A 24,190-nucleotide genomic window follows, 5' to 3' on the forward strand; every position below is an offset into this window, starting at 1 on the left:
GTCTGCTCCGTTCAGTTCGTCGAGCCGGACGCGAGCGCCTTGAGCACCTTGTCGGTGATGTCGATGCGCGGGCTGACGTACACGGCTTCCTGCACGATCAGGTCGTAATTCTGCTGCTCGGCGATCTGCTTGATGACCTTGTTCGCCCGCTCCAGCACGGCCGCCAGTTCCTCGTTGCGACGCTGGTTCAGGTCTTCGCGGAACTCGCGCTGCTTGCGCTGGAAGTCGGTATCGAGCTGGGCGAGATCGCGCTGCTTCTGCGCGCGATCGGCCGCCGACAGCGACGTGCCGTTCTTGTCCAGCGAATCGGACATCGACTTCAGGCGCGCGGCCAGATCCTGCAGATCCTTGTCACGCTTCGCGAACTCGGCTTCGAGCTTCGTCTGCGCCGCCTTCGCGGGCGCCGACTCGCGCAGGATCCGATCCGAATTGACCGCCGCGATGCGGGCGACGTCCTGTGCGTGCACCGTTGCCGCGCCCAAGGCCAGCGCAACGGTCAGCGCGCACATCACTCGTTTCGAAAACTTACCGGTTAGCAAAATTACCCTCTCGTTGCTGTTGTCATGCGTTCGGTCAGAACGCCGTCCCGATCTGGAACTGGAATTTCTGGTACTGGTCGCCTTCGTGCTTCTGCAGCGGGAAACCGAGGCTCAGCTTCAGCGGGCCGATCGGCGAGATCCAGGCGAGACCCACACCGTAGCCGTAACGCAGGCCGTTCGCGCCGGTACTCGTGCCGCCCGGCGCGTTACCCCACACGTTACCGCCGTCGAGGAACGTGAACACGCGCAGCGTGCGGTCGTAGCCCGTGCCCGGCAGCGGGAACGTCAGTTCGATGTTGCCGACGAGCATCTTCGAACCGCCGATCGGGTCGTTCGTCTTCGTGTCGCGCGGGCCCAGCGAGCTCGGCTCGTAGCCACGCACGGAGCCGATACCGCCCGCGTAGTAGTTCTTGAAGATCGGGTACGGGTTGCCGATACCGTTACCGTAGCCGCCCTGCAGGTTCATGCCCAGGATGAAGCCGCGCGAGAACGAATAGTAGTATTGCGCCTGCAGGTCGGCCTTGTAGTACTGGATCTTGCCGACCGGCACGCCGTACTCCATGTTTGCCTGCGTGAAGTAGCCGCGGCTCGGGATCAGCGCGCTGTCACGCGCGTCGCGCGACCATGCGACGGTCAGCGGCACCGTGTTCGACACGCGGCCGAACTGGTTCACGTAATCCTGGTAGCTCTGCGGCGTGTTCGAATCGACGTCGAGGCGGTTCTGCTCGAAGCCCGCGCCGAAGTAGACGGTGTCGACTTCCGAGAACGGAATGCCGAACTTCAAGTTGCCGCCCGCGCTGATGATCCGGAAGCTCGAGCTCGTCGAATAGTAGAGCGGCTGATACGTGCGGTAGTAGACGTCCGTGATCCGCTTGATGCCGTCGACCGTGAAGTACGGGTCGACCTGCGTAACGGTCAGCGTACGGTAGCTCTTCGCGGTGTTGACGTTCACCGACAGGCTGGTACCCGAACCGAACACGTTGTCCTGCGACACGCCGGCCGACAGCACGACCTTGTCCGTCGACGAGAAGCCGGCACCCAGCGTGATCGCGCCGGTCGGCTTTTCGTCGACCTTCACGTTCACGTCGACCTGGTCGTTCGTGCCGTCGACCGGCACCGTCGTCACGTCGACGTTGGTGAAGTAGCCGAGACGGTTCACGCGGTCCTTCGACAGCGCGAGGCGGTTCGAATCGAACCACGAGCTTTCGAGCTGGCGCATTTCGCGGCGCACCACCTCGTCGCGCGTGCGCGTGTTGCCGACGACGTTGATGCGGCGCACGTACACGCGGCGGCTAGGATCGACGACGAGGTTCAGGTTCACCTTGTGGTTCGCCTGGTCGATGTCCGGCTGGGCGTTGACGGTCGCGAATGCGTAGCCGTATTCACCGAGCTTGTCGACGATCGACTTGGTGGTCTGCTGGAGCTTTTCGGCCGAGAAACGATCGCCCGGCTTGATCTTGATCAGCTTGTTGAGTTCGGCTTCGCGATCGAGCAGATTGCCCGACAGCTTGATGCCCGACACCGTGTACGGCTCGCCTTCGTGCAGCGTGACCGTCAGGTACATGTCCTTCTTGTCGGGCGAGATCGACACCTGGGTCGACTCGATGTTGAACTCGAGGTAGCCGCGGTTCAGATAGTACGAACGCACGGCCTCGAGGTCGCCCGTGAGCTTTTCCTTCGCGTACAGGTCGTTCTTCGTGTACCAGGAGAACCAGTTCGGCGTCGACAGCTGCATCTCGTCGCGCAGCGCGCTGGTGCTGAACGCCTTGTTGCCGATGAAGTTGATCTGACGGATCTTCGCGCTCGGGCCTTCGGCCACCGCGAACAGGATCGACACGCGGTTCGCGTCGACCGGTGTGATCGTCGTCTTGACCTCGGCCGCATAGAAGCCGCGCGTCAGGTACTGGCGCTTGAGCTCCTGCTCCGCCTTGTCGACGAGCGCCTTGTCGTAATAGCGGCCATCGGCGAGACCGACGGCGCGCAGCGCCTTCGTCAGGTTGTCCTTGTCGAATTCCTTCGTGCCGGTGAAGTCGATCGACGCGATGGCCGGACGCTCCTGTACCTGCACGATGACGACGTTGCCTTGCGTGGCGATGCGAACGTCGTTGAAAAAGCCCGTCGCGTACAACGCGCGGATTGCTTCGGATGCCTTGTCGTCCGTGAAGGTATCGCCCTGCTTGATCGGCAGATAGGCGAACACCGAACCCGCTTCGACGCGCTGCAGCCCCTCGATCTTGATGTCTTGCACCACGAACGGTGCCGCTGCATGCGCCGCGAGGCCGTGAGCGGCGAGCGCGGCCGCTGCAACTGTCTTAGGTACAAAGCGATGAGGTTTGAACAACATGCATCCCCAATATTTAGCTGCATCAAATCGGGCGACTGCCGTGCAGCGGCCGCCTGACGCTTCAGAAATGGATTAACCGAGCCAGATCGTTGAACAGCGCGATCGCCGACAATGCGACGATGCAGATCAACCCGGCTCTTTGCAGAATCAGCTGCCAGCGCTCCGAGACGGCTTTCCCGGTCGCGGCTTCAACCGCATAATATAACAGATGCCCCCCGTCCAAAACGGGAATCGGCAACAAGTTCAGGACGCCAAGGCTAATGCTGACAAGGGCGAGGAACGACAGGAAGGCCGATGGTCCGAGCCGCGCGCTCTTGCCCGCGTAGTCGGCGATCGTCACCGGGCCGGACAGGTTCTTCAGCGACGCGTTGCCCGTGATCATCCGCCCAAACATCTTCAGCGAATACACGGAGATGTCCCACGTGCGGCGCGCACCGAGCCGCAGGCTATCGATCGGCCCGTAGCGCACGTCGACGGACGGCGCATGCATCGACAGCGCCGCGCCGATCCGGCCGACCTGCTGCCCCGATTCGTCGTCACGCTGCATCTGCGGCACGATCGACACCGTCTGCGCGGCGCCGTCGCGCTCGATCTGCAGGTCGAGTGCCTGGCCGGCATGGTGCTTCACCGAATCGATGAAACGCGTCGCTCCGCCGATCGGCTTGCCGTCGAGCGCCACCAGCTTGTCGCCGGCCTTCAGGCCGGCCTGCTCCGCCGCGCTGCCCGGCTGCACGGATGCGACCGACAGCGTGCCGCCGCCGGTCTCGAAGCCCAGATGGGCCATGAAATCGTCGTCGAGCTGACTTTCGGGAACATTGCGGAGGTCGACGCGGAAATCGAACGTCGCGTTGCCATCGCGTGCGCCGAGCACGATCTCGCGGTGGTCGAACGCGGCCGACAACAGCTTCCAGCGCAGGTCCGACCACGAGCGCACCGGCTCGGACTCGCCGCCCTGCGCTTTGCGGATCGACACGATCGTCTCGTTGCCGTCGAAGCCCGCGCGGGCCGCCACCGTCCCTGCGGCCGGCGGCGCGACGATCGCGGTCGGCTCGGTCACGCCGGTGGCAAACACGATCGAGAACAGCGCGATTGCCAACAGGAAGTTCGCAATCGGCCCGGCCGCGACAATCGCGATCCGTTTGTAGACGGACTGCCGGTTGAAGGCCTGCCCGAGCTCCTCGGGCTGGATGCCGGGGCCCGGATCGCGCTCGTCGAGCATCTTCACGTAGCCACCGAGCGGCAGCACGGACAGCGTCCACTCGGTGCCCGTCCGACGGCTGACCCAGCGCGCGATGGGCTGGCCGAAGCCGATCGAGAAACGCAGCACCTTCACGCCGCACCAACGTGCGACGCGATAGTGTCCGTACTCATGCACGACGACCAGTACCCCGATCGCCACCGCAAACGCGACCAGTTCGACCAGCACGTTCATGAGCACCCCATTCAGACAGTACGCTCCACGCGGGGCGCAGGCGCTTTAGCAATGATCTCGGCGGCGAGGCGGCGTGCCTCTGCATCCGCTGCCAGGACGTCGTCGAGCCCGTTGGGCGCACGGTTCGGCAGCGCGTTGAGCACCGAGTCGACCGTCGCCGCGATCGCCATGAAGCCGATCCGGCGCTCGAGAAATGCTTCGACCGCAACTTCGTTCGCCGCGTTCAATGCGGCGCTCGCGATGCCACCCTCCTCGAGCGCCTTCAGCGCGAGCGCGAGGCACGGGAAGCGCGTGTAATCGGGCTTCTCGAACGACAGCTGCGCGATCTGCGCGAGGTCGAGCTGGTCGACGCCCGCGTCGACGCGCTCGGGGAATGCGAGCGCGTGCGCGATCGGCGTGCGCATGTCGGGGTTGCCGAGCTGCGCGAGCACCGAGCCGTCACGGTACGACACGAGCGAATGGATCACGCTCTGCGGATGGATCAGCACGTCGATGCGATCACCCGGCAGCCCGAAGATCCAGTGCGCCTCGATCACTTCGAGGCCCTTGTTCATCATCGTCGCGGAATCGACCGAGATCTTGCGGCCCATCACCCAGTTGGGGTGCTTGCACGCTTCGTCCGGCGTCACGTCGACGAGCGTGGCCGGTTCGCGCGTGCGGAACGGGCCGCCCGACGCGGTCAGGATGATCTTCGAGATCCCGCCGTGCTCGGCCGCATCGCGCGGCATGCACTGGAAGATCGCGTTGTGTTCGCTGTCGACCGGCAGCAGGATCGCGCCATGGTCGCGCACGGCGTCCATGAAGATCGCACCCGACATCACCAGCGCTTCCTTGTTCGCGAGCAGGATCCGCTTGCCGGCGCGCGCGGCCGCGAGGCTCGGCGCAAGACCGGCCGCGCCGACGATCGCCGCGACCACCGTATCGCAGCCGTCGCTGTTCGACACGTCGACGAGCGCCTGCGGGCCGTACAGCACGGTCGTCTTGCTGCCCGCCGCGCGCAGCTTCGCCTCGACGTGCGAGGCCGTCGCGGCATCGCCGACCACCGCCACTTCTGGGGCGAAGCGCAGACACTGCTCAACGAGCTTGTCGCCGTTGCGGTGCGCGGTCAGCGCGTAGACCGAGAAGCGCTCGGGATGGCGCGCGACCACGTCGAGCGTGCTGTCTCCGATCGAGCCCGTGGAACCGAGCAATGTCAGACGTTTTTGCATAACAGAATTAATGGTTTAACCAAGCAGCAGCATCGCAAGCGGCAGCACCGGCAGCAGCGCGTCGACACGATCGAGCACGCCGCCATGGCCCGGCAGCAGTCCGCTCGAATCCTTCACGCCCGCTTGCCGCTTCAACAGCGACTCGAACAGATCGCCAATCACGCTATACGCAACCAGCAGCGTCAACGCGGCCCACGCGCCGGGCATCCCGTAGCGGGCGGCGAATGCGGAAAACAGGGTCGGCTCGAACGCATGCGAGGCCATCGCGACACCGGCGACGACCATCACGGCCAGCCAGCCGCCGATCGCGCCTTCCCAGCTCTTGCCGGGGCTGATCGTAATGGCCAGTTTACGCTTTCCGAAGGCCTTGCCCGCGAAGTATGCGCCGATATCGGCCAGCCAGACGACCAGCAGCAGCGACAGTACGAACGGCACGCCCTGCGCGCGCGCCGCGACGAGCGCATGCCAGCAGGCCGCAAACACGATCAGGCCGGCGGCGAGCAGGAACGGCCGCCACACGCCGCCCGCGAGTTCGGGCTTGCGCCGCAGTGCGAACGGGCCGACCAGCAGCCAGAATACGCCGGCCGCCATAAAAAGGGGGCGGGATCCCGCCGCATCGATGCCGAGCGGCGTGGTGGCCGCCAGCGCAAGCGCCGCGACGACCGCATAGACGACCGGGCCGGCGCCGCCGAGCCTCAGCAGGCGCGCCCACTCCCACGCGGCGAACACGAGTACGGCGCCGATCAGCGCGCCGAACGCCGTGAGCGGCGCGAACAGCGTCACCGGCAGCAGGACTGCCAGCATCACGATCGCCGTGATCACACGGGTTTTCAGCATGAAAGGGAGTCGGCGTTCTGCGATTGCGGTTCGAGCTGCGCACTCGTGCGCCCGAAACGGCGCTCGCGCTCGGTATACGACGCCATCGCGTCGGCCAGCGCCGCGCCGTCGAAATCCGGCCAGTATTTGTCGGTGAAATAGAACTCGGCGTACGCGAGCTGCCACAGCAGGAAATTGCTGACGCGCTGCTCGCCGCCCGTTCGGATGAAGAGATCGGGCTCCGGCGCATAGGCCATCGCCAGGTGCGGCGCGAACGCGTCCTCCGTCACTTCGACCTCGCGACCCTCGCGCACGGCCTGCTCGATGAGCTTCTTCGTCGCCTGCAGGATGTCCCACCGGCCGCCGTAATTGGCCGCGATGGTGAGCGTCAGGCGCGTATTGCGCGCCGTCTTGGTTTCGGCGCGGCGAATCAGTTCGCGGATGCGCGGCTCGAAACGGTCGAGATCGCCGACGACACGCAGGCGGATCCCGTTTGCATGCAGCTTGCCGACCTCGCGCTCGAGCGCGGTGATGAACAGCCGCATCAGGAACGACACTTCGTCGTTCGGCCGGCGCCAGTTTTCCGAACTGAACGCGAACAGCGTCAGGTATTCGACGCCGGCGCGCGCGCAACCTTCGACCACCGCCCGTACGGCATCGACGCCGCGGGTGTGCCCCGCGACGCGCGGCAAGCGGCGTTCGGTCGCCCAACGGCCATTGCCGTCCATGATGATCGCGATGTGACGCGGCACGACGCCGACGTCAGGCACGCGAACGGTAGAGCTGGTATAGGTCATGGCCGTTGAGACAGTAATGCGGGAAGAAGGCGGCGCGCGAGGACGGTCGTCAGACCGTCATGATCTCGGCTTCCTTGCTCTGCACGAGCTTGTCGATTTCGGCGACGTGCTTGTCGGTCAGCTTCTGCACGTCGTCGCTCGCACGGCGCTCGTCGTCTTCCGAGATTTCCTTGTCCTTCACGAGCTTCTTGAGCGCTTCGTTCGCGTCACGGCGCAGGTTGCGGATCGCGACCTTGGCCGTTTCGCCTTCGCTCTTCACGACCTTGGTCAGCTCGCGGCGGCGCTCTTCCGTCAGCGCGGGCATCGGCACGCGGATCAGGTCGCCGGACGTTGCCGGATTCAGGCCGAGATCGGCTTCGCGAATGGCCTTCTCGACCTTCGCGACCATCGGCTTTTCCCACGGCTGCACGCCGATCGTACGTGCGTCGACGAGCGTCATGTTGGCAACCTGCGAGATCGGCACCATCGACCCGTAGTAGTCGACCTGCACGTGATCCAGCATGCCGGTGTGCGCGCGGCCCGTACGGATCTTCGCCAGATCGCTCTTGAATGCATCGATCGAGCGCAGCATCTTCTGCTCAACGCCCTTCTTGGTATCAGCGACACTCATTTCAACCTCCGAACCTTCAAACCTTCAAAAAACGCGGGTGCTGCCCGGCGCGCCACGCACACCAGGCCGACGACCCGCATCCGCGGGAGTTTACACGTGGACGAGCGTACCTTCGTCCTCGCCCAGCACGATGCGCTTGAGCGCGCCCGGCTTGTTGATCGAAAACACGCGAATCGGCAGCTTTTGGTCGCGGCACAGCGCAAAGGCCGTCGCGTCCATCACCTGCAGGTTGCGGCTGATCGCCTCGTCGAAAGTGATCGTCGTGTAACGCGTGGCCGACGGATCCTTCTTCGGATCGGCAGAATATACGCCATCGACCTTGGTCGCCTTCAGCACGACTTCGGCGCCCACTTCCGAGCCGCGCAGCGCGGCGGCCGTATCCGTCGTGAAGAACGGGTTGCCCGTACCGGCCGCGAAGATCACGACACGGCCTTCCTCGAGCTGGCGGATCGCGCGGGGGCGGATGTACGGCTCGACGACCTGGTCCATGCGCAGCGCGGACTGCACGCGCGCCTCGATGCCGGCGTGGCGCATCGCGTCCTGCAGCGCCAGCGCGTTCATCATCGTCGCGAGCATCCCCATGTAGTCGGCCGTCGCGCGGTCCATGCCGGCCGCGCCACCCGCGACACCACGGAAAATATTACCGCCACCGATCACGACCGCGAGCTGCGTACCGAGACGCACGACTTCGGCGATATCGGCCACCATCCGTTCGATCGTCGCGCGATTGATGCCGAAGGCATCGTCGCCCATCAGCGCTTCGCCGGAGAGTTTGAGAAGGACGCGTTTATAGGCATTGGACATAGGGGCTTCCGAGCGACGAGAGGATGACAACCACGAACTGTAGGGGCGAAATACTGATTCGGGCAAGCGCCGACGACCGGACCGGGGTTCCCGGCCGGCCGGCAGCGCCGCCGGCCGCGGCGGAGCGGACGCCCGCCGCGGATACTGCCTGACTGCTTACTGCTGCTTTGCTGCTGCGACTTGCGCGGCCACTTCGGCGGCGAAGTCGTCCTGGCGCTTCTCGATGCCTTCGCCGACGACGAACAGCGCGAACTTCTGCACTGCGGAATCCGCTGCCTTCAGCATCTGCTCGATCGTCTGCTTGTCGTTCTTAACGAACGTCTGGTTCAGCAGCGACACTTCCTTCAGGTACTTCTGGACGCTACCGTCGACCATCTTCGCGACGATTTCAGCCGGCTTGCCCGATTCCGCAGCCTTCTGCTCGGCCACGCGGCGTTCCGTTTCGATCAGTTCCGCCGGCACGTCGGCCGACGACAGCGCGACCGGCTTCATTGCCGCGATGTGCATCGCGACATCCTTGCCGACCTGCTCTTCCGCACCCGTGTACTCGACGATCACGCCGATACGCGCGCCGTGCAGGTACGTTGCGATCTTGTTCGCGGTTTCGAAACGGACGAAACGGCGGATCGACACGTTCTCGCCGATCTTGCCGACCAGTGCCAGGCGCACTGCGTCGACCGTCGTGCCGTCGAGCGGCAGCGCCGACAGCGCAGCCACGTCGGCCGGGTTTTGCGTCGCAACGAGTTCCGCGACCGTCTTCGAGAACGCGAGGAAATCGTCGTTCTTCGCGACGAAGTCGGTTTCGCAGTTCAGCTCGACCAGCGCGCCTGCGTTGCCGCCGACGAACGATGCGACGACGCCTTCAGCCGTCACGCGCGATGCCGCCTTGCTCGCCTTGTTGCCGAGCTTGACGCGCAGCAGCTCTTCAGCCTTGGCCAGATCGCCGTCGGCTTCCGTCAGCGCCTTCTTGCACTCCATCATCGGTGCGTCGGTCTTTGCGCGCAGTTCTGCCACCATGCTTGCGGTAATTGCCGCCATCATTCGCTCCTTGAGTCTGTATTCACAACGCCGCCCGCTTGGACGCGAACGGCCGAGATTCGTTTCCGGACCCGCGCCGATTCGGCGCGATCAGGTCCGGCGCACAAGCTTAAAAAAAGGGGGCCTGTTGAGAGCCCCCTTTTTGCGCCGGCTCGGGGCCAGTTACGCGTTTTCCTCGACGTACTCGTCGTCGCCGCGTGCTGCCTGGACCACTTCGTTGACCGCGTTCGCACGGCCTTCGAGGATCGCGTCGGCCACGCCTTCGGCGTACAGCGCGACTGCCTTGCTCGAGTCGTCGTTACCCGGGATCACGTAATCCACACCTTCCGGCGAGTGGTTCGTATCGACCACGGCGATGACCGGCACGCCCAGCTTGTTCGCTTCCGTGACGGCAATCTTGTGGTAGCCGACGTCGACGACGAAGATTGCGTCCGGAATGCCGCCCATGTCCTTCACGCCGCCGATCGACTTCTGCAGCTTGGCGATTTCGCGTTCGAACAGCAGCGCTTCCTTCTTGCTCATCTTCTCGGTTTCGCCCGATTCGACGGCTGCTTCCATGTCCTTCAGGCGCTTGATCGATACCTTCAGCGTCTTGAAGTTGGTCATCATGCCGCCGAGCCAGCGTGCGTTGACGTACGGCATGCCTGCGCGCTGCGCTTCCTGGGCGATCGTGTCACGCGATTGACGCTTCGTGCCGACGAACAGGATCGTGCCGCGGTTCGCTGCCAGCTGGCGCACGTACTTCTGTGCGTCCGTGAACATCGGCAGCGTCTTTTCGAGGTTGATGATGTGAATCTTGTTGCGGTGACCGAAAATGAACGGAGCCATCTTCGGGTTCCAGAAGCGCGTCTGGTGACCGAAGTGGACACCCGCTTCCAGCATTTGGCGCATCGTAACTGCCATGTAAATTCTCCACGAGGGTTGGGTCTTAAGCCGGCCGCCGTACCGCCGCGTGAACCCGCCCGCAAGGGCGCAAATTCTGCGCGGCCGGCACCCTGGTTGCGCCGGCTTGTGATTCGGCACGTGCAAAACGCCCGTGCCGCAAGCCTTTCACCGCGATGCCGCCCCACAACGGGGCACTACGGCATTTGGATGTCGACTTAGCCAAAGAGTATAGCACGCCGATTTGTCCGCTCTCAAGTCGCTCACCACTTTCGCTAGCCGCGCGGCGGCCGGCCGGACAATCCGCGAAAACCCGCACCCGCACCGCCGGCAGGGGCTGCGAGGCCCGCCATAAGGTGCGATAATCCGTCAATTCACCGCATTCCAGGCATACCTCGATGGCTATTACGCTCAAAAACGAACACGATATCGCGGAGATGCGCGTCGCCTGCCGTCTCGCCAGCGAAGTGCTCGACTTCATCACGCCGCACGTCGTCGCGGGCGTCACGACCGCCGAACTCGATCGCCTCTGCCACGAGTTCATGCTCAACGAACAGGGCACGGTCCCCGCGCCGCTGAACTACCAGCCGCCCGGCTATCCGCCGTACCCGAAGGCCACCTGCATTTCGGTCAACGACGTGATCTGCCACGGCATTCCCGGCGAGAAGGTGATCAAGAACGGCGATGCGCTGAACATCGACATCACCGTGATCAAGAACGGCTACTTCGGCGACACCAGCCGGATGTTCATCGTCGGCGAAGGCTCGATCCTCGCGAAGCGCCTCGTCCAGACCACCTACGAATGCATGTGGCTCGGCATCGACCAGGTCAAGCCCGGCGCGCACCTCGGCGACATCGGCTACGCGATCCAGAAGCACGCGGAAGCGCAGGGCTACAGCGTCGTGCGCGAATACTGCGGCCACGGCATCGGCACGGTGTTCCACGAGGATCCGCAAGTCGTCCACTACGGCCGGCCGGGCACCGGCATCGAACTGAAGGCCGGGATGATCTTCACGATCGAGCCGATGATCAACGCCGGCAAGCGCGACATCCGCACGATGCCCGACCAGTGGACGGTCAAGACGCGCGACCGCAGCCTGTCGGCGCAGTGGGAGCACACGGTGCTCGTCACCGAAACCGGCTACGACGTGCTGACCGTGTCGGCCGGCACGCCGGCGCGCCCCGTGTTCGCGCAACCGGCCGCCGCCGTCTGAGCGCCGTCGCGCCAGCCCGCCCCGCCCGCACCTGAACGGCCGCCCATGAGCGCTCACGCCGCCCCCTCGCCCGACGCGCTGTCGCGGCGCGCCGAATTCAAGGCCGCCAAGACGGAGATGCTCGAGCGCTTTCGCCGCGCGACGAACGTCGCGTCGCTGATGCACGCGCTGTCGAAACTCACCGACGACGCGCTGAAGCGCGTGTGGGACGACTGCGGGCTGCCCGCGACGCTCGCGCTCGTCGCCGTCGGCGGCTACGGGCGCGGCGAGCTCGCACCCTACTCCGACGTCGACATCCTCGTGCTGCTGCCCGATGCGCACGACCCGGCGCTCGACGCGCGCATCGAGCGTTTCATCGGGATGGCGTGGGATCTCGGTCTCGAGATCGGCAGCAGCGTGCGCACGGTCGCGCAGTGCATCGAGGAGGCGTCGCAGGACGTCACGGTGCAGACCTCGCTGCTGGAAGCGCGCCGCATCGTCGGCAGCACCGCGCTGTTCGAGCGCTTCACGGTGAGCTATCACGAGGCGCTCGACGCCCGTGCGTTCTTCACCGCGAAGGTGCTCGAGATGCGCCAGCGCCACGCGAAGTTCCAGGACACGCCGTACAGCCTCGAACCGAACGTGAAGGAAAGCCCCGGCGGGCTGCGCGACCTGCAGACGATCCTGTGGATCGCACGCGCGGCCGGCTTCGGCAGCAGCTGGCGCGAACTCGACACGCGCGGCCTCATCACCGATCGCGAGGCGCGCGAACTGCGCCGCAACGAAGGCTTCCTGAAGACGCTGCGCGCGCGGCTGCACGTGATCGCCGGCCGCCGCCAGGACATGCTCGTGTTCGACCTGCAGACGCAGGCCGCCGAGAGCTTCGGCTACCAGCCGACGCAGGCCAAGCGCGCGAGCGAGCAGCTGATGCGTCGCTACTACTGGGCCGCGAAAGCCGTCACGCAGCTCGCGACGATCCTGATCCAGAACATCGAGGCGCAACTCTTCCCCGCGACGAGCGGCATCACGCGCGTGCTGTCTCCCGATCGATTCGTCGAGAAGCAGGGCATGCTGGAGATCGTCGACGACAGCGTGTTCGAACGCCATCCCGACGCGATCCTCGAAGCGTTCCTGCTGTACGAGACGACCCGCGGCGTGAAGGGCCTGTCCGCCCGCACGCTGCGCGCGCTGTACAACTCGCGCGAAATCATGAACAACGCATGGCGCCGCGATCCGCAGAACCGCGACACGTTCATGCGGATCCTGCAGCAGCCCGAAGGCATCACGCACGCGTTCCGGCTGATGAACCAGACGAGCGTGCTCGGCCGCTATCTGTTGAATTTCCGCCGCATCGTCGGACAGATGCAGCACGACCTGTACCACGTGTATACGGTCGACCAGCACATCCTGATGGTGTTGCGCAACATCCGTCGCTTCGCGGTGGCCGAGCATGCGCACGAATATCCGTTCTGCAGCCAGCTGATCGGCAATTTCGAGCGCCCGTGGGTGCTGTATGTCGCGGCGCTGTTCCACGACATCGCGAAGGGCCGCGGCGGCGACCACTCGACGCTCGGGATGGCCGATGCGCGGCGCTTCTGCCGCGAGCACGGCATCACCGGCGACGACGCGTCGCTGATCGTATGGCTCGTCCAGCATCACCTGACGATGAGCCAGGTCGCGCAGAAGCAGGACACGAGCGACCCCGAAGTCATCAAGCGCTTTGCCGAAGTCGTCGGCAACGAACGCTACCTCACCGCGCTGTACCTGCTGACCGTCGCCGATATCCGCGGCACGAGCCCGAAGGTATGGAACACGTGGAAGGGCAAGCTGCTGGAAGACCTGTACCGCATCACGCTCGCGGTGCTCGGCGGCGCGAACCCCGACGCACATTCGGAGCTGAAGTCGCGGCAGGAACAGGCGCTCGCGCTGCTGCGCCTCGAGACCGTGCCCGACGACGCGCACCGCGCGCTGTGGGATCAGCTCGACGTCGGCTTCTTCCTGCGTCACGATGCGGCCGACATCGCGTGGCAGACGCGCGTGCTGTACCGGCACGTGAACGCCGAAACCGCGATCGTTCGCGCGCGGCCGTCGCCGATCGGCGACGCGCTGCAGGTGCTCGTGTACGTGAAGGACCGCCCGGACCTGTTCGCGGGTATCTGCGCGTATTTCGACCGCAACGGTCTGTCGGTGCTCGACGCGCGCGTCAGCACGACGCGCCACGGCTATGCGCTCGACAACTTCATCGTCACGCAGACCGAACACGACGTGCGTTACCGCGACATCGCGAATCTCGTCGAACAGCAGCTCGCGACGCGGCTCGCCGAAACCGCACCGCTGCCGGAACCGTCCAAGGGCCGCCTGTCGAGGCTGTCCCGGACGTTTCCGATCACACCGCGCGTCGACCTGCGGGCCGACGAGCGCGGCCAGTACTACATCCTGTCCGTGTCGGCCAACGACCGGCCGGGCCTTCTCTATTCGATCGCGCGCGTACTCGCCGAGCATCAGATCGGCGTCCACGCGGCGCGGATCAATACGCTCGGCGAACGCGTCGAGGATATCTTCCTGCTCGCGGGCGCCGGCTTGTCCGACAACCGCCTGCAGATCCAGCTCGAAACCGAATTGCTGCGAGCGATCGCAGTCTGAGTGAATTCCAGCGTTTATGCGCACCAAACTAACCGTCAAGAATCCGAAGCCGGCGTCGCCGACCCGCGCCCCTGTACGCTCCGGCAGCCTCGTCGCCCGCAAGGCCGTGCGCCCCGCGGCACCGCCCGCCGGGGACAAGCCGGCCCGCCCGAAAAAGGCCGCCCCGGCAGCCGCCGGCGAACGCTCGTTCAAGCCGCGCGGCGCGGCAGGCGCCGAGCGCCCGGGCGCGGATCGCGCACCGGCCAAGCGTGCGCCGCGTGACGGCGGTGCCGAACGCGGCCCGCGCGCACCGTATCGCGACAATGCATCCGGTGAAGGGGCGAAGCGCAGCGTCGGCGACCGTCGCACGTCGTCGGATCGTCTGCCGCGCCGCGATGACGACGCACGTCCGCGTCGCGCGGGTGGCGAAGGCGGTGCACGTGCGCCGTATCGCGACAACGCATCCGGCGAAGGGGCGAAGCGCAGCTTCGGCGACCGTCGCACGTCGTCGGATCGTCCGCCGCGCCGCGATGACGATTCACGTCCGCGCCGCGCAGGTGGCGAAGGCGGCGCACGCGCGCCGTATCGCGACAATGCATCCGGCGAAGGCGCGAAGCGCGGCTTCGGCGACCGTCGCACGTCGTCGGATCGTCCGCCGCGCCGCGATGACGATGCACGGCCGCGCCGTGCGGGTGGTGAAGGCGGCCCGCGTGCCCCCTATCGCGACAATGCATCCGGCGAAGGCGCGAAGCGCAGCTTCGGCGACCGCCGTACGTCGTCGGATCGCCCGCCGCGTCGTGATGACGACGCACGTCCGCGCCGCGCCGGTGGCGAAGGCGGCCCGCGTGCCCCCTATCGCGACAATGCATCCGGCGAAGGCGCGAAGCGCAGCTTCGGCGACCGCCGTACGTCGTCGGATCGTCCGCCGCGTCGTGATGACGATGCCCGCCCGCGTCGCGCGGGTGGCGAAGGCGGCGCACGCCCGCCGTATCGTGACAACGCATCCGGCGAAGGCGCAAAACGCAGCTTCGGCGACCGCCGCACGTCGTCCGATCGCCCGCCGCGCCGCAACGACGACGACGCGCGCCCGCGCCGCGCAGGCGCCGATGAAGGCAAGCGCCCGTCCTATCGCGACAAGCCGGCCGGCGAAGGCGCAAAGCGCAGCTTCGGCGACCGCCCGGCTCGCCCCGCACGCGACGGCGAGCGCCGCTCGTTCGGCGCGGTCAAGACCGCACAACCGGTCAAGCGCGCTGCGGCCGACGTCGACTACGGCGACGAAACGGGCCTGATGCGCCTGTCGAAGCGGATGTCCGAACTCGGCATGTGCTCGCGCCGCGAAGCCGACGAATGGATCGAAAAGGGTTGGGTGCTCGTCGACGGCGAACGCATCGACACGCTCGGCACCAAGGTCCGCGCCGACCAGAAAATCGAGATCGACGAGCGCGCGAGCGCCGCGCAGGCCGCGCAGGTGACGATCCTGCTGCACAAGCCGGTCGGCTATGTGTCGGGCCAGGCGGAAGACGGCTACGAGCCGGCGGCCGTGCTGATCACGCGCGCGAACCGCTGGAGCGGCGACCATTCGCCGGTACGCTTCTCGCCGCAGCACCTGCACGCGCTCGCGCCGGCCGGCCGACTCGACATCGACTCCACCGGCCTGCTCGTGCTGACGCAGAATGGCGTGGTCGCGAAGCAGCTGATCGGCGAGCAGTCGGACATCGACAAGGAGTACCTGGTGCGCGTGCGCTTCGGCGAGCGACTCATCGACATCGACCAGCACTTCCCTGCTGAATCGCTCGCGAAGCTGCGCCACGGCCTCGAGCTCGACGGCGTCGCGCTGAAGCCCGCGATGGTGAGCTGGCAGAACGGCGAGCAGTTGCGCTTCGTGCTGCGTGAAGGCAAGAAACGCCAGATCCGCCGCATGTGCGAACTGGTCGGCCTCGACGTGATCGGCCTGAAGCGCGTGCGCATGGGCCGCGTGATGCTCGGCGCGCTGCCGCAGGGCCAATGGCGCTATCTGTCGGCCGACGAGACGTTCTGACCGCGGGCGCTCCACCTGCGCCACGCAATGAAAAAGCCCGCGCAAGCGGGCTTTTTTCTTGTTCACCGGAGACCGGACGATCAGTCGTCGTCGGTCGGGTCGAGCCCCGGGAACAGCACCTCGGTGAAGCCGAAGCGTGTGAAGTCGGTGATCCGCATCGGATACAGCTTGCCGATCAGGTGATCGTATTCGTGCTGGACCACGCGTGCGTGGAACCCGTCGGCGACGCGGTCGATCTTCGCGCCGAACTGGTCGAAACCGCTGTAGCGCACCTTCGCGTAGCGGCTGACGACGCCACGCATGCCCGGCACCGACAGGCAGCCTTCCCAGCCCTCTTCCATGTCCGGCGGCATGTACTCGATCTTCGGGTTGATCAGCACGGTCTCGGGCACCGGCGGTGCATCCGGGTAGCGGTTGTTGTTGCCGAAGCCGAAGATGATGATCTGCAGCCCGATACCGATCTGCGGCGCGGCCAGCCCGGCGCCGTTCGCGTGGTGCATCGTCTCGAACATGTCCGCGACGATCTCGTGCAGTTCGGGGGTATCGAACCGCTCGACCGGTTTGGCGATTTCGAGCAGGCGCGGATCGCCCATCTTCAGGATCTCGCGAATCATGGCGTATTGCCCTCCAGGAGTTGGTGCAGACCGTCTTCGTCCAGCACGGGGATGCCGAGTTCCTCGGCCTTCACGAGCTTGCTGCCAGCTTCGGCGCCCGCGACCACGTAATCCGTCTTCTTCGATACCGAGCCCGCCACTTTCGCACCGGCCGCTTCGAGCATCTCCTTCGCGGCGTCGCGCGTGAGATTCGGCAGCGTGCCCGTCAGCACGACCGTCTTGCCGGCCAGCACGCCCTGCGGCGCCTTCGGCGCGGGCGGCCCTTCCGGCCACGTGACCTTGCCCGGTGCGCGCAGCTGCTCGATCACGGTCCGGTTGTGCTCTTCCGCGAAGAACTGATGAAGCGACTCGGCGACGATCGGCCCGACGTCGTTGACTTCGAGCAGTTCCTCGACCGACGCGTCCATGATCGGCGTGAGCGAACCGAAATGCTTCGCGAGATCCTTCGCGGTCGATTCGCCGACGTGGCGGATGCCGAGCCCGTAGATGAAGCGCGCGAGCGTCGTATGCTTCGCCTTCTCGAGCGAATCGAGCAGATTCTGTGCGGACTTCTCGGCGAAGCGGTCGAGCTCGGCAAGCGTCGCGAAACCGAGATTGAACAGGTCGGCCGGCGTGCGCACGAGATTCAGCTCGACCAACTGGTCGATGATTTTCTCGCCGAGCCCGTCGATATCGAGCGCGCGACGCTGCGCGAAATGCCACAGCGCCTGCTTGCGCTGCGCCGGACAGAACAGCCCGCCCGTGCAGCGGGCGATCGCCTCGTCCGGCAAGCGCTCGATCTTGGAGCCGCAAACCGGGCATTCGGTCGGCATCACGAATTCGGCCGCGTCGGCCGGACGCCGATCGAGCAGCGCGCCGACCACCTCGGGAATCACGTCGCCCGCGCGGCGCACGATGACCGTATCGCCGATCCGGATGTCCTTGCGGCGCACCTCGTCTTCGTTGTGCAGCGTCGCGTTGGTCACGGTCGCGCCGCCGACGAACACGGGCTCGAGGCGTGCGACCGGCGTGATCGCGCCGGTGCGGCCGACCTGCACGTCGATCGCGACGAGCTTCGTCAGCGCTTCCTGCGCCGGAAACTTGTGCGCGAGCGCGAAGCGCGGCGCGCGCGACACGAACCCGAGCCGCTCCTGCTCGTCGCGCCGGTTGACCTTGTAGACGACGCCGTCGATGTCGTACGGCAGAGAGTCGCGCTTCTCGCCGACCTTGCGGAAGAACGCGAGCAGGCCCTCGGCGCCCTGCGCGACCGCGCGCTCGCGGTTCACGGGCAGGCCGAGCGACTCGTACCAGTCGAGCAGCGCGCTGTGCGTGTCGGGCATCGCCATCCCGTCGAGTACGCCGATCCCGTACGCGAAGAACGACAGCGGACGCTGCGCGGTGATCTTCGAGTCGAGCTGGCGCAGGCTGCCGGCCGCCGCGTTGCGCGGGTTCGCGAATTCGCGCTGCTCGGCCGCGCGCTGGCGTTCGTTCAGGCGTGCGAAATCGCGCTTGAACATCAGCACCTCGCCGCGCACGTCGAGCACGGCCGGCACGTTCTTGCCCTTCAGCTTCAGCGGAATCGAGCGGATCGTGCGCACGTTCTCGGTCACGTCCTCGCCCGTCGTCCCGTCGCCGCGCGTCGACGCCTGCACGAACACGCCCTGCTCGTAGCGCAGCGAGATCGCGAGGCCGTCGAACTTCAGTTCGCACGCGTACTCGACGGGCTCCGTCGCCGAGCCGGCAAGATCGGTCGCCTTGTCAAGCGCATCGGCGATGCGCTTGTCGAACGCGACAATGTCCTCGTCGGCGAAGCCGTTGTTCAGCGACAGCATCGGCGCGTCGTGGACGACCGGCGTGAAGCCGCCGGCCGCCTCGCCGCCCACGCGTTGCGTCGGCGAATCGGGTGTTACGAGTTCGGGATGGTCGGTTTCGAGCTGCTGCAGTTCGCGGAACAGCCGGTCGTATTCGGCATCGGGCAGATCCGGCTGGTCGAGTACGTAATAGGCGTGGTTCGCCCGCTCGAGTTGGTCGCGCAGCCACGCGGCGCGCGCGTCGGGCTGGCTGGCTGGCGGTTCGGCTTGGGTTCGGGCCATGCTGGCGGGGGATTCGCTCTGAAAAATCGGATGCCCGATTATCTCAGTTTGACGCCGCGGCGGGGCATGCAATGCAAGCCCGATGAACGTGTTGCAGCGCACACCGAAGGGTGTTTGCCGCAACGGCGAACGGCGGCACCGAAGCCCGCCGCCCGCGCGTTCGCATTACTGGCTGAAGAGGCGGCGCGTGACCGGCGAACCGGCCGGGATGCCGGCTTCCTCGAGCTTCGCGTACAGCTTCATCAGTTGCTGGTCGATCGCGACGAGCGTCGATTCCGGCAGCGGCCGGCGCGAATCGTCGACGACGCGCGCGCCGATCCGTTCGGACAGCGACTTCGCGTAATCGCACATCAGCCGGAACGGCAGGATGTCCTCTTCGGCAACCGGCACGTCGAGCACCAGCGTGATCATGTTGCCGCCCTTGTACGTGAGGTCGTCACGCAGGAAGTTCGTATCGCCGAATTGCAGCATGAACACCGGGTTCTGCTTCGCGTCGAGCTTCACGAACCGCGTGCCGTCGCGCGACAGCAGCAGCCCGTCCTGCGATGCAACCGCCTGCACGTAGTTCGCCGACCACGGCGCGCCGTCCGACATCACGTTGATCGACAGCTGCGCGTCGCACTGCGCGGCAAATGCGTCGAGCTCGCGCGCCATCGCGACCGTTTCCATCATGTCCGGAAATTCCGGTGCGCCGTCGATCGCGTCGGCGAACTGCTGGACGCCCGTCACGAATTCGGAGAATTCGAGCTCGTTCAGCGCGCCGCTGCGGTTCGCGAGCTGCGCGGCCGCGCGCAACTCTTCGTAGCGCACGCCGTTCTGCAGCAGCTCCCACTGGCCGCCTTCCGGCTTGCCTTCGATGTGCACGGGCTTGCTGCCCGCACGGCGCAGCCGCTGCGCGGCCGGCAGGATCTTGTCGCCCGGCAGCGGCCCGGTGAGGCGGATCGGCACGATGCAGTCGATCCGGCGATCGACGATCGCGGGCGGCGCCGACGAGATCGTCGTCGTGGCCGGCAGCACGGGTTCGGACGGCTCGGCCGCCTCGGCCGACGCTTCGTGCGCGGCGACAGGCGCGGCTTCCTCGCCGGCTGCCTGCTCGGTCACGTCGGACGGCGTGTCGACGCCGGTCGCCTCGGCCTGCAGATCGGCCGGCATGTCAGCCGGCGCCGCCCCGCCGAACGTCGGCTCGACGCGCGCGACTTCAGCCGGCGCAGCGGCAGCCGCCGCGACCGGGGCCGCGGGCTCGCGGCGCACCGGCTGACGCACCGGTTCGATGAACGGCAACTCTTCGTCGCGCTCGGGGCGGTTCATCGCCTCGGCCGCTTCCTCCGGCATCGGGCGCGGCATCCTGCGCCGCACTTTCGCGCCCTGCCATGCGTTGTAGACCACGACGCCGCCCACCACGACAGCGCCCGCGCCGATCAAACCGAGTGTCAACTCGTCCATGCACGCTCCATCAGCAATTCTTATTCGTCGGGACCGCGAACGGGCGCGTCATGCGCCGCGCGAACGCGATCCGGTTTCGTCAAACGTCAATTCTGGGCAAAACCCGCGGCTGTTTCCATGTCCACCGCAACGATCCGCGACACGCCCTGCTCCTGCATCGTCACACCGATCAGCTGCTGCGCCATTTCCATCGCGATCTTGTTGTGCGAGATGAACAGGAACTGCGTCTTGTCGGACATCGCGCGCACGAGATTCGCGAAACGCTCGGTGTTCGCGTCGTCGAGCGGCGCGTCGACCTCGTCGAGCAGACAGAACGGCGCCGGGTTCAGCTGGAACATCGCGAACACCAGTGCGGTGGCCGTCAGCGCCTTCTCACCGCCCGACAGCAGGTGAATCGTCGCGTTCTTCTTGCCCGGCGGCTGCGCCATCACCTGCACGCCGGCGTCGAGAATCTCGTCGCCCGTCATGATCAGCTTCGCCTGGCCGCCGCCGAACAGGCGCGGGAACAGATCGCTGAAGTGACGGTTGACCTCGTCGAAGGTGCCCTGCAGCAGCGTGCGGGTTTCCTGGTCGATCTTGTGGATCGCGTCCTCGAGCGTCGTGATCGCGTCGATCAGGTCGGCCGACTGCGCATCGAGGAACACCTTGCGCTCGCTCGCGGCCTTCAGCTCGTCGAGCGCGGCCATGTTCACCGGGCCGAGCGCGTTGATCGCGTTGTTCAGGCGCGTGACTTCGCCCTGCAGGTACGACGGCTTCAGGTCCGGCGTCAGCTTCGCGGACAGCGCGGCCTCGTCGACCTCCGCCGTCACGAGCTGCTCGGCGAACTGTTCGACGGACAGGCGCGCGGCCTGCTCCTTCAGCTGCAATTCGGTGATGCGATCGCGCAGCGGCTGCAGCGAGCGCTCGGCCACGAGGCGCTGCTCGTCCGACGCGCGCAGCTTCGCGGTCAGGTCGTCGAGTTCGATCCGCGCGGCCTGCAGCGCTTCTTCCTTCACCGCGCGAATCTCGAGCGCGTCCTGCAGGCCGGTGTGCGCGGTCTGTTCGTTGATCGTCTCGAGTTCGGCGCGCGCGTCTTCCAGCGACCCGGCAACGCGCTCGCTTTGCTCGTGCGCGACTTGGATGCTGCGCTTGAGCTCGTCGATCCGCGTCACCGCATTGCGCGCAGCGAAGCGGGCGTCGTTCGCGCCGCGTTCGAGATCGCGCGCTTCCTGGCGCGCCTGCGTCAGCGATTCGTCGAGCGCTTCGAACGCGAGCTGATTGTCTTCGAAGCGCGCCTGCAGTTCGGCGAGTTCGCCGTCGAAACGCTCGAAATTCGCTTCCGACTCCGCGCGCAGTGCACGCTGCTCTTCGATCTGCGCGCCGATTTCCTCGAGTTCCTCGCGGATCTGCGTGCTGCGCTGTGTATAGCGTTCGTGCGCCTGCGCGAGCTTCAGCACGTCCATCTGCAGCGCGTGCACGCGCTGCGTCGCACGTTCGGCCTGCGCGCGCACGTCGCCGAGCGCTTGCGTGGCCTGCGTGTGCGCGGCTTCCGCACGCACGGCGGCCGTGCGCGCCTCGTCGGCGAGCAGCGCCTGGGCACGCACCTGGCGCGTCAGGTTTTCGATTTCCTGCTGGCGGGCCAGCATCCCGGCCTGCTCCGAATCGGCTGCGTACAACTGCACGCCGACGCGCGTGACGACGTGACCCGCCTTGACGACGAACGCACCGCCTGCCGGCAACTGCGCACGCGCGGCAAGCGCCTGGGCGACGTCGTCGGCGACGTACACGTTGCCGAGCCAGTCGTTCAGCACCGCACGGATGCCCGCGTCGTCGATGCGCACGAGCGACAGCACCGGACGCAGCCCGGCCACCGCGGCGGGCGGCTCACCGGCCGCGGGCGGCGCGTAGAACGCGAGCTTCGCGGGCGGCGCATCGGTCGCGAACGCCTTCACCCAGTCGAGATTCGACACTTCGAGCGCGGCGAGGCGCTCACGCAGCACGGCCTCGAGCGCCGCTTCCCAGCCGGCCTCGACGTGCAGCTTCTTCCACAGACGCGGCAGCGCGCCGAGCTCGTGCTTGTCGAGCCACGGCTGCACCTTGCCTTCGGTCTGCACGTTTTCCTGCAACTGCTTCAGCGCGGCGAGGCGCGCCTCGAGCTGGTGGATCTGCGCGGCTTCGGCCTGCACGCGCTCCTGCGCGGCACGGCGTTCGCCGTCGAGACGCGGCACCGTTTCCTGCGCGTCGGCAAGGCGCGCCTGCGCTTCGGCGAGGATCTCCTCCTGCTCGGCCAGCTGCATGCGCAGCTCCTCGAGCTGTGCCTCGTCCGGCGCATCGAGCCCGCCCGCTTCGCCCTTCAGGCGCTCATGGCGCTGCTGAAGCTGCTGGAGCTGCTGGTCGGCGTTGCGCTGGTGCGCGGCCTCGAGCTTCAGCGACTGTTCGGTCTGCGCGATCCGCGCACGCTCGTCGTTGAGCTGCGCCTGCGCATCGCGCCACTTCGCCTCGAGCGCCGGCAGCGCGTCGTGCTTCGACGCCGCGCTGTCTTCGGCAAGCGCGGCCTTCTCGTCGGCCATCGCGCGCGCTTCTTCGGCTTCCTCGAGCTCGTCCTGCGCCTTCTCGGCTTGCGCGCGCCATTGCTCGCGCTGCGCGTTCAGCGCGGCGATCTGCGCCTGCACGCGATTGCGCGATTCGACGATGAACTTGATCTCGGCCTCGAGGCGGCTCACTTCGGCGTTCGCCTCGTAGAGCGAGCCCTGCGCGCCCTGCATCGCGTCGCTTGCCGCGTAGTGCGCGACGCGCAGCGTCTCGAGCTGCGCCTCGACCTCGCGCAGCCTGGCCGTCTGCGCCTCCAGGTCGATCTGCGCCTGTTCGATCGCGCGCTGCTGCTTCTGCTGCTCGCCCGCGGCCTCGTTCTTGCGCAGCAGCCACAACAGGCGCTGCTTCTCCTCGCCGTCGGCGACGAGTTCCTTGTACTTGGTGGCAACGACGGCCTGCGCCTCGAGCTTCTCGAGGTTCGCGCCGAGTTCGCGGACGATGTCCTCGACGCGCGTCAGGTTCTCGCGCGTGTCGTGCAGGCGGTTCTCGGTTTCGCGGCGGCGTTCCTTGTACTTGGACACGCCCGCGGCTTCCTCGAGGAACACGCGCAGCTCTTCCGGCTTCGCCTCGATGATCCGCGCGATCATGCCCTGCCCGATGATCGCGTACGCACGCGGCCCGAGGCCCGTGCCGAGGAAGATGTCCTGGATGTCGCGGCGGCGCGCCGGCAGGTTGTTGATGTAGTAGCTCGACGTGCCGTCGCGCGTCAGCACGCGCTTCACGGCGATCTCGCCGTACTGGCCCCACTGCCCGGCCGCGCGGCCGTCGGAGTTGTCGAAGATCAGCTCGACGCTGGCCCGGCTGCCGGGCTTGCGTGCGGTCGAGCCGTTGAAGATCACGTCCTGCATCGACTCGCCGCGCAGCTCGGAGGCACGCGACTCGCCGAGCACCCAGCGCACGGCATCGATGATGTTGGACTTGCCGCACCCGTTCGGGCCCACCACGCCGACAAGCTGGCCCGGAACCTGGAAATGCGTGGGATCGACAAAGGATTTGAAGCCAGCGAGTTTGATCGAGCTCAGACGCACGGCGGTATCGGATGTGAAGAAGGTGTGAAACGGACGGGGCCGCACTGCGCGGGGCCGGACGGCCCATGCGCGCGACGCGCCCCGGAATTCAAAAACGGGGCCGCGCGCATACAGCGTTGGGCCCCGCAAACGGCTTCCA

17 protein-coding genes are annotated in these 24,190 nt (G+C 66.6%); 3 read left to right on the top strand and 14 right to left on the bottom strand.

Going from position 1 to position 24,190, the window contains the following annotated elements; genetic code table 11:
* Window positions 1–11: 11 nt before the first annotated feature.
* The 10 genes from KEC55_RS10435 to rpsB form a co-directional block, all read right to left on the bottom strand.
* A complete protein-coding gene (locus tag KEC55_RS10435) occupies window positions 12–509 on the bottom strand; it encodes an OmpH family outer membrane protein (RefSeq protein ID WP_048248617.1) in 498 nt (165 codons plus the stop codon).
* A gap of 64 nt (window positions 510–573) precedes the next feature.
* Window positions 574–2,883, bottom strand: a complete 2,310-nt coding sequence (gene bamA / locus KEC55_RS10440; RefSeq protein WP_282505405.1) for an outer membrane protein assembly factor BamA — start codon at window positions 2,881–2,883, stop codon at window positions 574–576.
* 61 nt (window positions 2,884–2,944) lie between these two features.
* Window positions 2,945–4,315, bottom strand: a complete 1,371-nt coding sequence (rseP, locus tag KEC55_RS10445) for an RIP metalloprotease RseP (protein WP_282505406.1) — start codon at window positions 4,313–4,315, stop codon at window positions 2,945–2,947.
* 11 nt (window positions 4,316–4,326) lie between these two features.
* On the bottom strand, window positions 4,327–5,523 hold the full coding sequence (locus KEC55_RS10450) for a 1-deoxy-D-xylulose-5-phosphate reductoisomerase (RefSeq protein ID WP_176047334.1): 1,197 nt from the start codon (window positions 5,521–5,523) through the stop codon (window positions 4,327–4,329).
* A gap of 15 nt (window positions 5,524–5,538) precedes the next feature.
* Entirely contained in the window at window positions 5,539–6,360 is an 822-nt protein-coding gene (locus tag KEC55_RS10455; protein WP_282505407.1) for a phosphatidate cytidylyltransferase, read from the bottom strand.
* Window positions 6,354–7,136 carry a polyprenyl diphosphate synthase gene (gene uppS / locus KEC55_RS10460; protein WP_011352457.1) on the bottom strand — a complete coding sequence of 261 codons (783 nt, stop codon included), beginning with the start codon at window positions 7,134–7,136 and terminating at the stop codon, window positions 6,354–6,356. Before uppS ends, KEC55_RS10455 begins: the two co-directional genes overlap by 7 nt.
* Before the next feature lie 49 nt (window positions 7,137–7,185).
* Entirely contained in the window at window positions 7,186–7,746 is a 561-nt protein-coding gene (gene frr / locus KEC55_RS10465) for a ribosome recycling factor (protein WP_014896735.1), read from the bottom strand.
* A 90-nt stretch (window positions 7,747–7,836) separates the two neighbouring features.
* Window positions 7,837–8,550 (bottom strand): UMP kinase, encoded by a 714-nt coding sequence (pyrH, locus tag KEC55_RS10470; protein WP_011352459.1) that lies wholly within the window; start codon window positions 8,548–8,550, stop codon window positions 7,837–7,839.
* Between the two features lie 156 nt (window positions 8,551–8,706).
* The gene (gene tsf / locus KEC55_RS10475) at window positions 8,707–9,588 is read right to left on the bottom strand and encodes a translation elongation factor Ts (protein ID WP_282505408.1); all 882 of its coding nucleotides are present in this window, start codon (window positions 9,586–9,588) and stop codon (window positions 8,707–8,709) included.
* Between the two features lie 162 nt (window positions 9,589–9,750).
* Window positions 9,751–10,491: a 30S ribosomal protein S2 gene (gene rpsB / locus KEC55_RS10480; RefSeq protein WP_011352461.1), complete on the bottom strand. Its 741-nt coding sequence runs from the start codon at window positions 10,489–10,491 to the stop codon at window positions 9,751–9,753.
* A 377-nt stretch (window positions 10,492–10,868) separates the two neighbouring features.
* On the opposite strand from rpsB, the gene map reads away from it, so the two are divergent.
* Genes map through KEC55_RS10495 form a run of 3 tightly spaced genes read left to right on the top strand, consistent with a single transcriptional unit; the run spans window position 10,869 to window position 16,323 of the window.
* Window positions 10,869–11,684 carry a type I methionyl aminopeptidase gene (gene map, locus KEC55_RS10485; protein ID WP_282505409.1) on the top strand — a complete coding sequence of 272 codons (816 nt, stop codon included), beginning with the start codon at window positions 10,869–10,871 and terminating at the stop codon, window positions 11,682–11,684.
* Window positions 11,685–11,729: 45 nt separating this feature from the next.
* A complete protein-coding gene (locus KEC55_RS10490) occupies window positions 11,730–14,306 on the top strand; it encodes a [protein-PII] uridylyltransferase (protein ID WP_282505410.1) in 2,577 nt (858 codons plus the stop codon).
* A 16-nt stretch (window positions 14,307–14,322) separates the two neighbouring features.
* Window positions 14,323–16,323: a pseudouridine synthase gene (locus tag KEC55_RS10495; protein WP_282505411.1), complete on the top strand. Its 2,001-nt coding sequence runs from the start codon at window positions 14,323–14,325 to the stop codon at window positions 16,321–16,323.
* An 80-nt stretch (window positions 16,324–16,403) separates the two neighbouring features.
* Here the strand turns inward: KEC55_RS10495 and def are convergent, their stop codons facing one another.
* The 4 genes from def to smc all read right to left on the bottom strand — a co-directional run bounded on the left by def (window position 16,404) and on the right by smc (window position 24,051).
* Window positions 16,404–16,937 carry a peptide deformylase gene (def, locus tag KEC55_RS10500; RefSeq protein ID WP_176047340.1) on the bottom strand — a complete coding sequence of 178 codons (534 nt, stop codon included), beginning with the start codon at window positions 16,935–16,937 and terminating at the stop codon, window positions 16,404–16,406.
* Window positions 16,934–19,009 (bottom strand): NAD-dependent DNA ligase LigA, encoded by a 2,076-nt coding sequence (gene ligA, locus KEC55_RS10505; RefSeq protein ID WP_282505413.1) that lies wholly within the window; start codon window positions 19,007–19,009, stop codon window positions 16,934–16,936. The genes def and ligA overlap by 4 nt, the downstream gene beginning before the upstream one ends.
* Before the next feature lie 165 nt (window positions 19,010–19,174).
* Entirely contained in the window at window positions 19,175–20,452 is a 1,278-nt protein-coding gene (locus KEC55_RS10510; RefSeq protein ID WP_282505414.1) for a cell division protein ZipA C-terminal FtsZ-binding domain-containing protein, read from the bottom strand.
* 86 nt (window positions 20,453–20,538) lie between these two features.
* A complete protein-coding gene (smc, locus tag KEC55_RS10515; protein WP_282505416.1) occupies window positions 20,539–24,051 on the bottom strand; it encodes a chromosome segregation protein SMC in 3,513 nt (1,170 codons plus the stop codon).
* Window positions 24,052–24,190: the final 139 nt, after the last annotated feature.

Origin of the sequence: Burkholderia cepacia, from assembly GCF_029962485.1 — a bacterium.
Taxonomy (GTDB): domain Bacteria; phylum Pseudomonadota; class Gammaproteobacteria; order Burkholderiales; family Burkholderiaceae; genus Burkholderia.

What these genes read in the sequence shown, in the direction of transcription:
- KEC55_RS10435 (WP_048248617.1), bottom strand. Translation starts at nt 509, where the DNA reads ATGTGCGCGCTGACCGTTGCGCTGGCCTTGGGCGCGGCAACGGTGCAC.
- bamA (WP_282505405.1), bottom strand. Translation starts at nt 2,883, where the DNA reads ATGTTGTTCAAACCTCATCGCTTTGTACCTAAGACAGTTGCAGCGGCC.
- rseP (WP_282505406.1), bottom strand. Translation starts at nt 4,315, where the DNA reads ATGAACGTGCTGGTCGAACTGGTCGCGTTTGCGGTGGCGATCGGGGTA.
- KEC55_RS10450 (WP_176047334.1), bottom strand. Translation starts at nt 5,523, where the DNA reads ATGCAAAAACGTCTGACATTGCTCGGTTCCACGGGCTCGATCGGAGAC.
- KEC55_RS10455 (WP_282505407.1), bottom strand. Translation starts at nt 6,360, where the DNA reads ATGCTGAAAACCCGTGTGATCACGGCGATCGTGATGCTGGCAGTCCTG.
- uppS (WP_011352457.1), bottom strand. Translation starts at nt 7,136, where the DNA reads ATGACCTATACCAGCTCTACCGTTCGCGTGCCTGACGTCGGCGTCGTG.
- frr (WP_014896735.1), bottom strand. Translation starts at nt 7,746, where the DNA reads ATGAGTGTCGCTGATACCAAGAAGGGCGTTGAGCAGAAGATGCTGCGC.
- pyrH (WP_011352459.1), bottom strand. Translation starts at nt 8,550, where the DNA reads ATGTCCAATGCCTATAAACGCGTCCTTCTCAAACTCTCCGGCGAAGCG.
- tsf (WP_282505408.1), bottom strand. Translation starts at nt 9,588, where the DNA reads ATGGCGGCAATTACCGCAAGCATGGTGGCAGAACTGCGCGCAAAGACC.
- rpsB (WP_011352461.1), bottom strand. Translation starts at nt 10,491, where the DNA reads ATGGCAGTTACGATGCGCCAAATGCTGGAAGCGGGTGTCCACTTCGGT.
- map (WP_282505409.1), top strand. Translation starts at nt 10,869, where the DNA reads ATGGCTATTACGCTCAAAAACGAACACGATATCGCGGAGATGCGCGTC.
- KEC55_RS10490 (WP_282505410.1), top strand. Translation starts at nt 11,730, where the DNA reads ATGAGCGCTCACGCCGCCCCCTCGCCCGACGCGCTGTCGCGGCGCGCC.
- KEC55_RS10495 (WP_282505411.1), top strand. Translation starts at nt 14,323, where the DNA reads ATGCGCACCAAACTAACCGTCAAGAATCCGAAGCCGGCGTCGCCGACC.
- def (WP_176047340.1), bottom strand. Translation starts at nt 16,937, where the DNA reads ATGATTCGCGAGATCCTGAAGATGGGCGATCCGCGCCTGCTCGAAATC.
- ligA (WP_282505413.1), bottom strand. Translation starts at nt 19,009, where the DNA reads ATGGCCCGAACCCAAGCCGAACCGCCAGCCAGCCAGCCCGACGCGCGC.
- KEC55_RS10510 (WP_282505414.1), bottom strand. Translation starts at nt 20,452, where the DNA reads ATGGACGAGTTGACACTCGGTTTGATCGGCGCGGGCGCTGTCGTGGTG.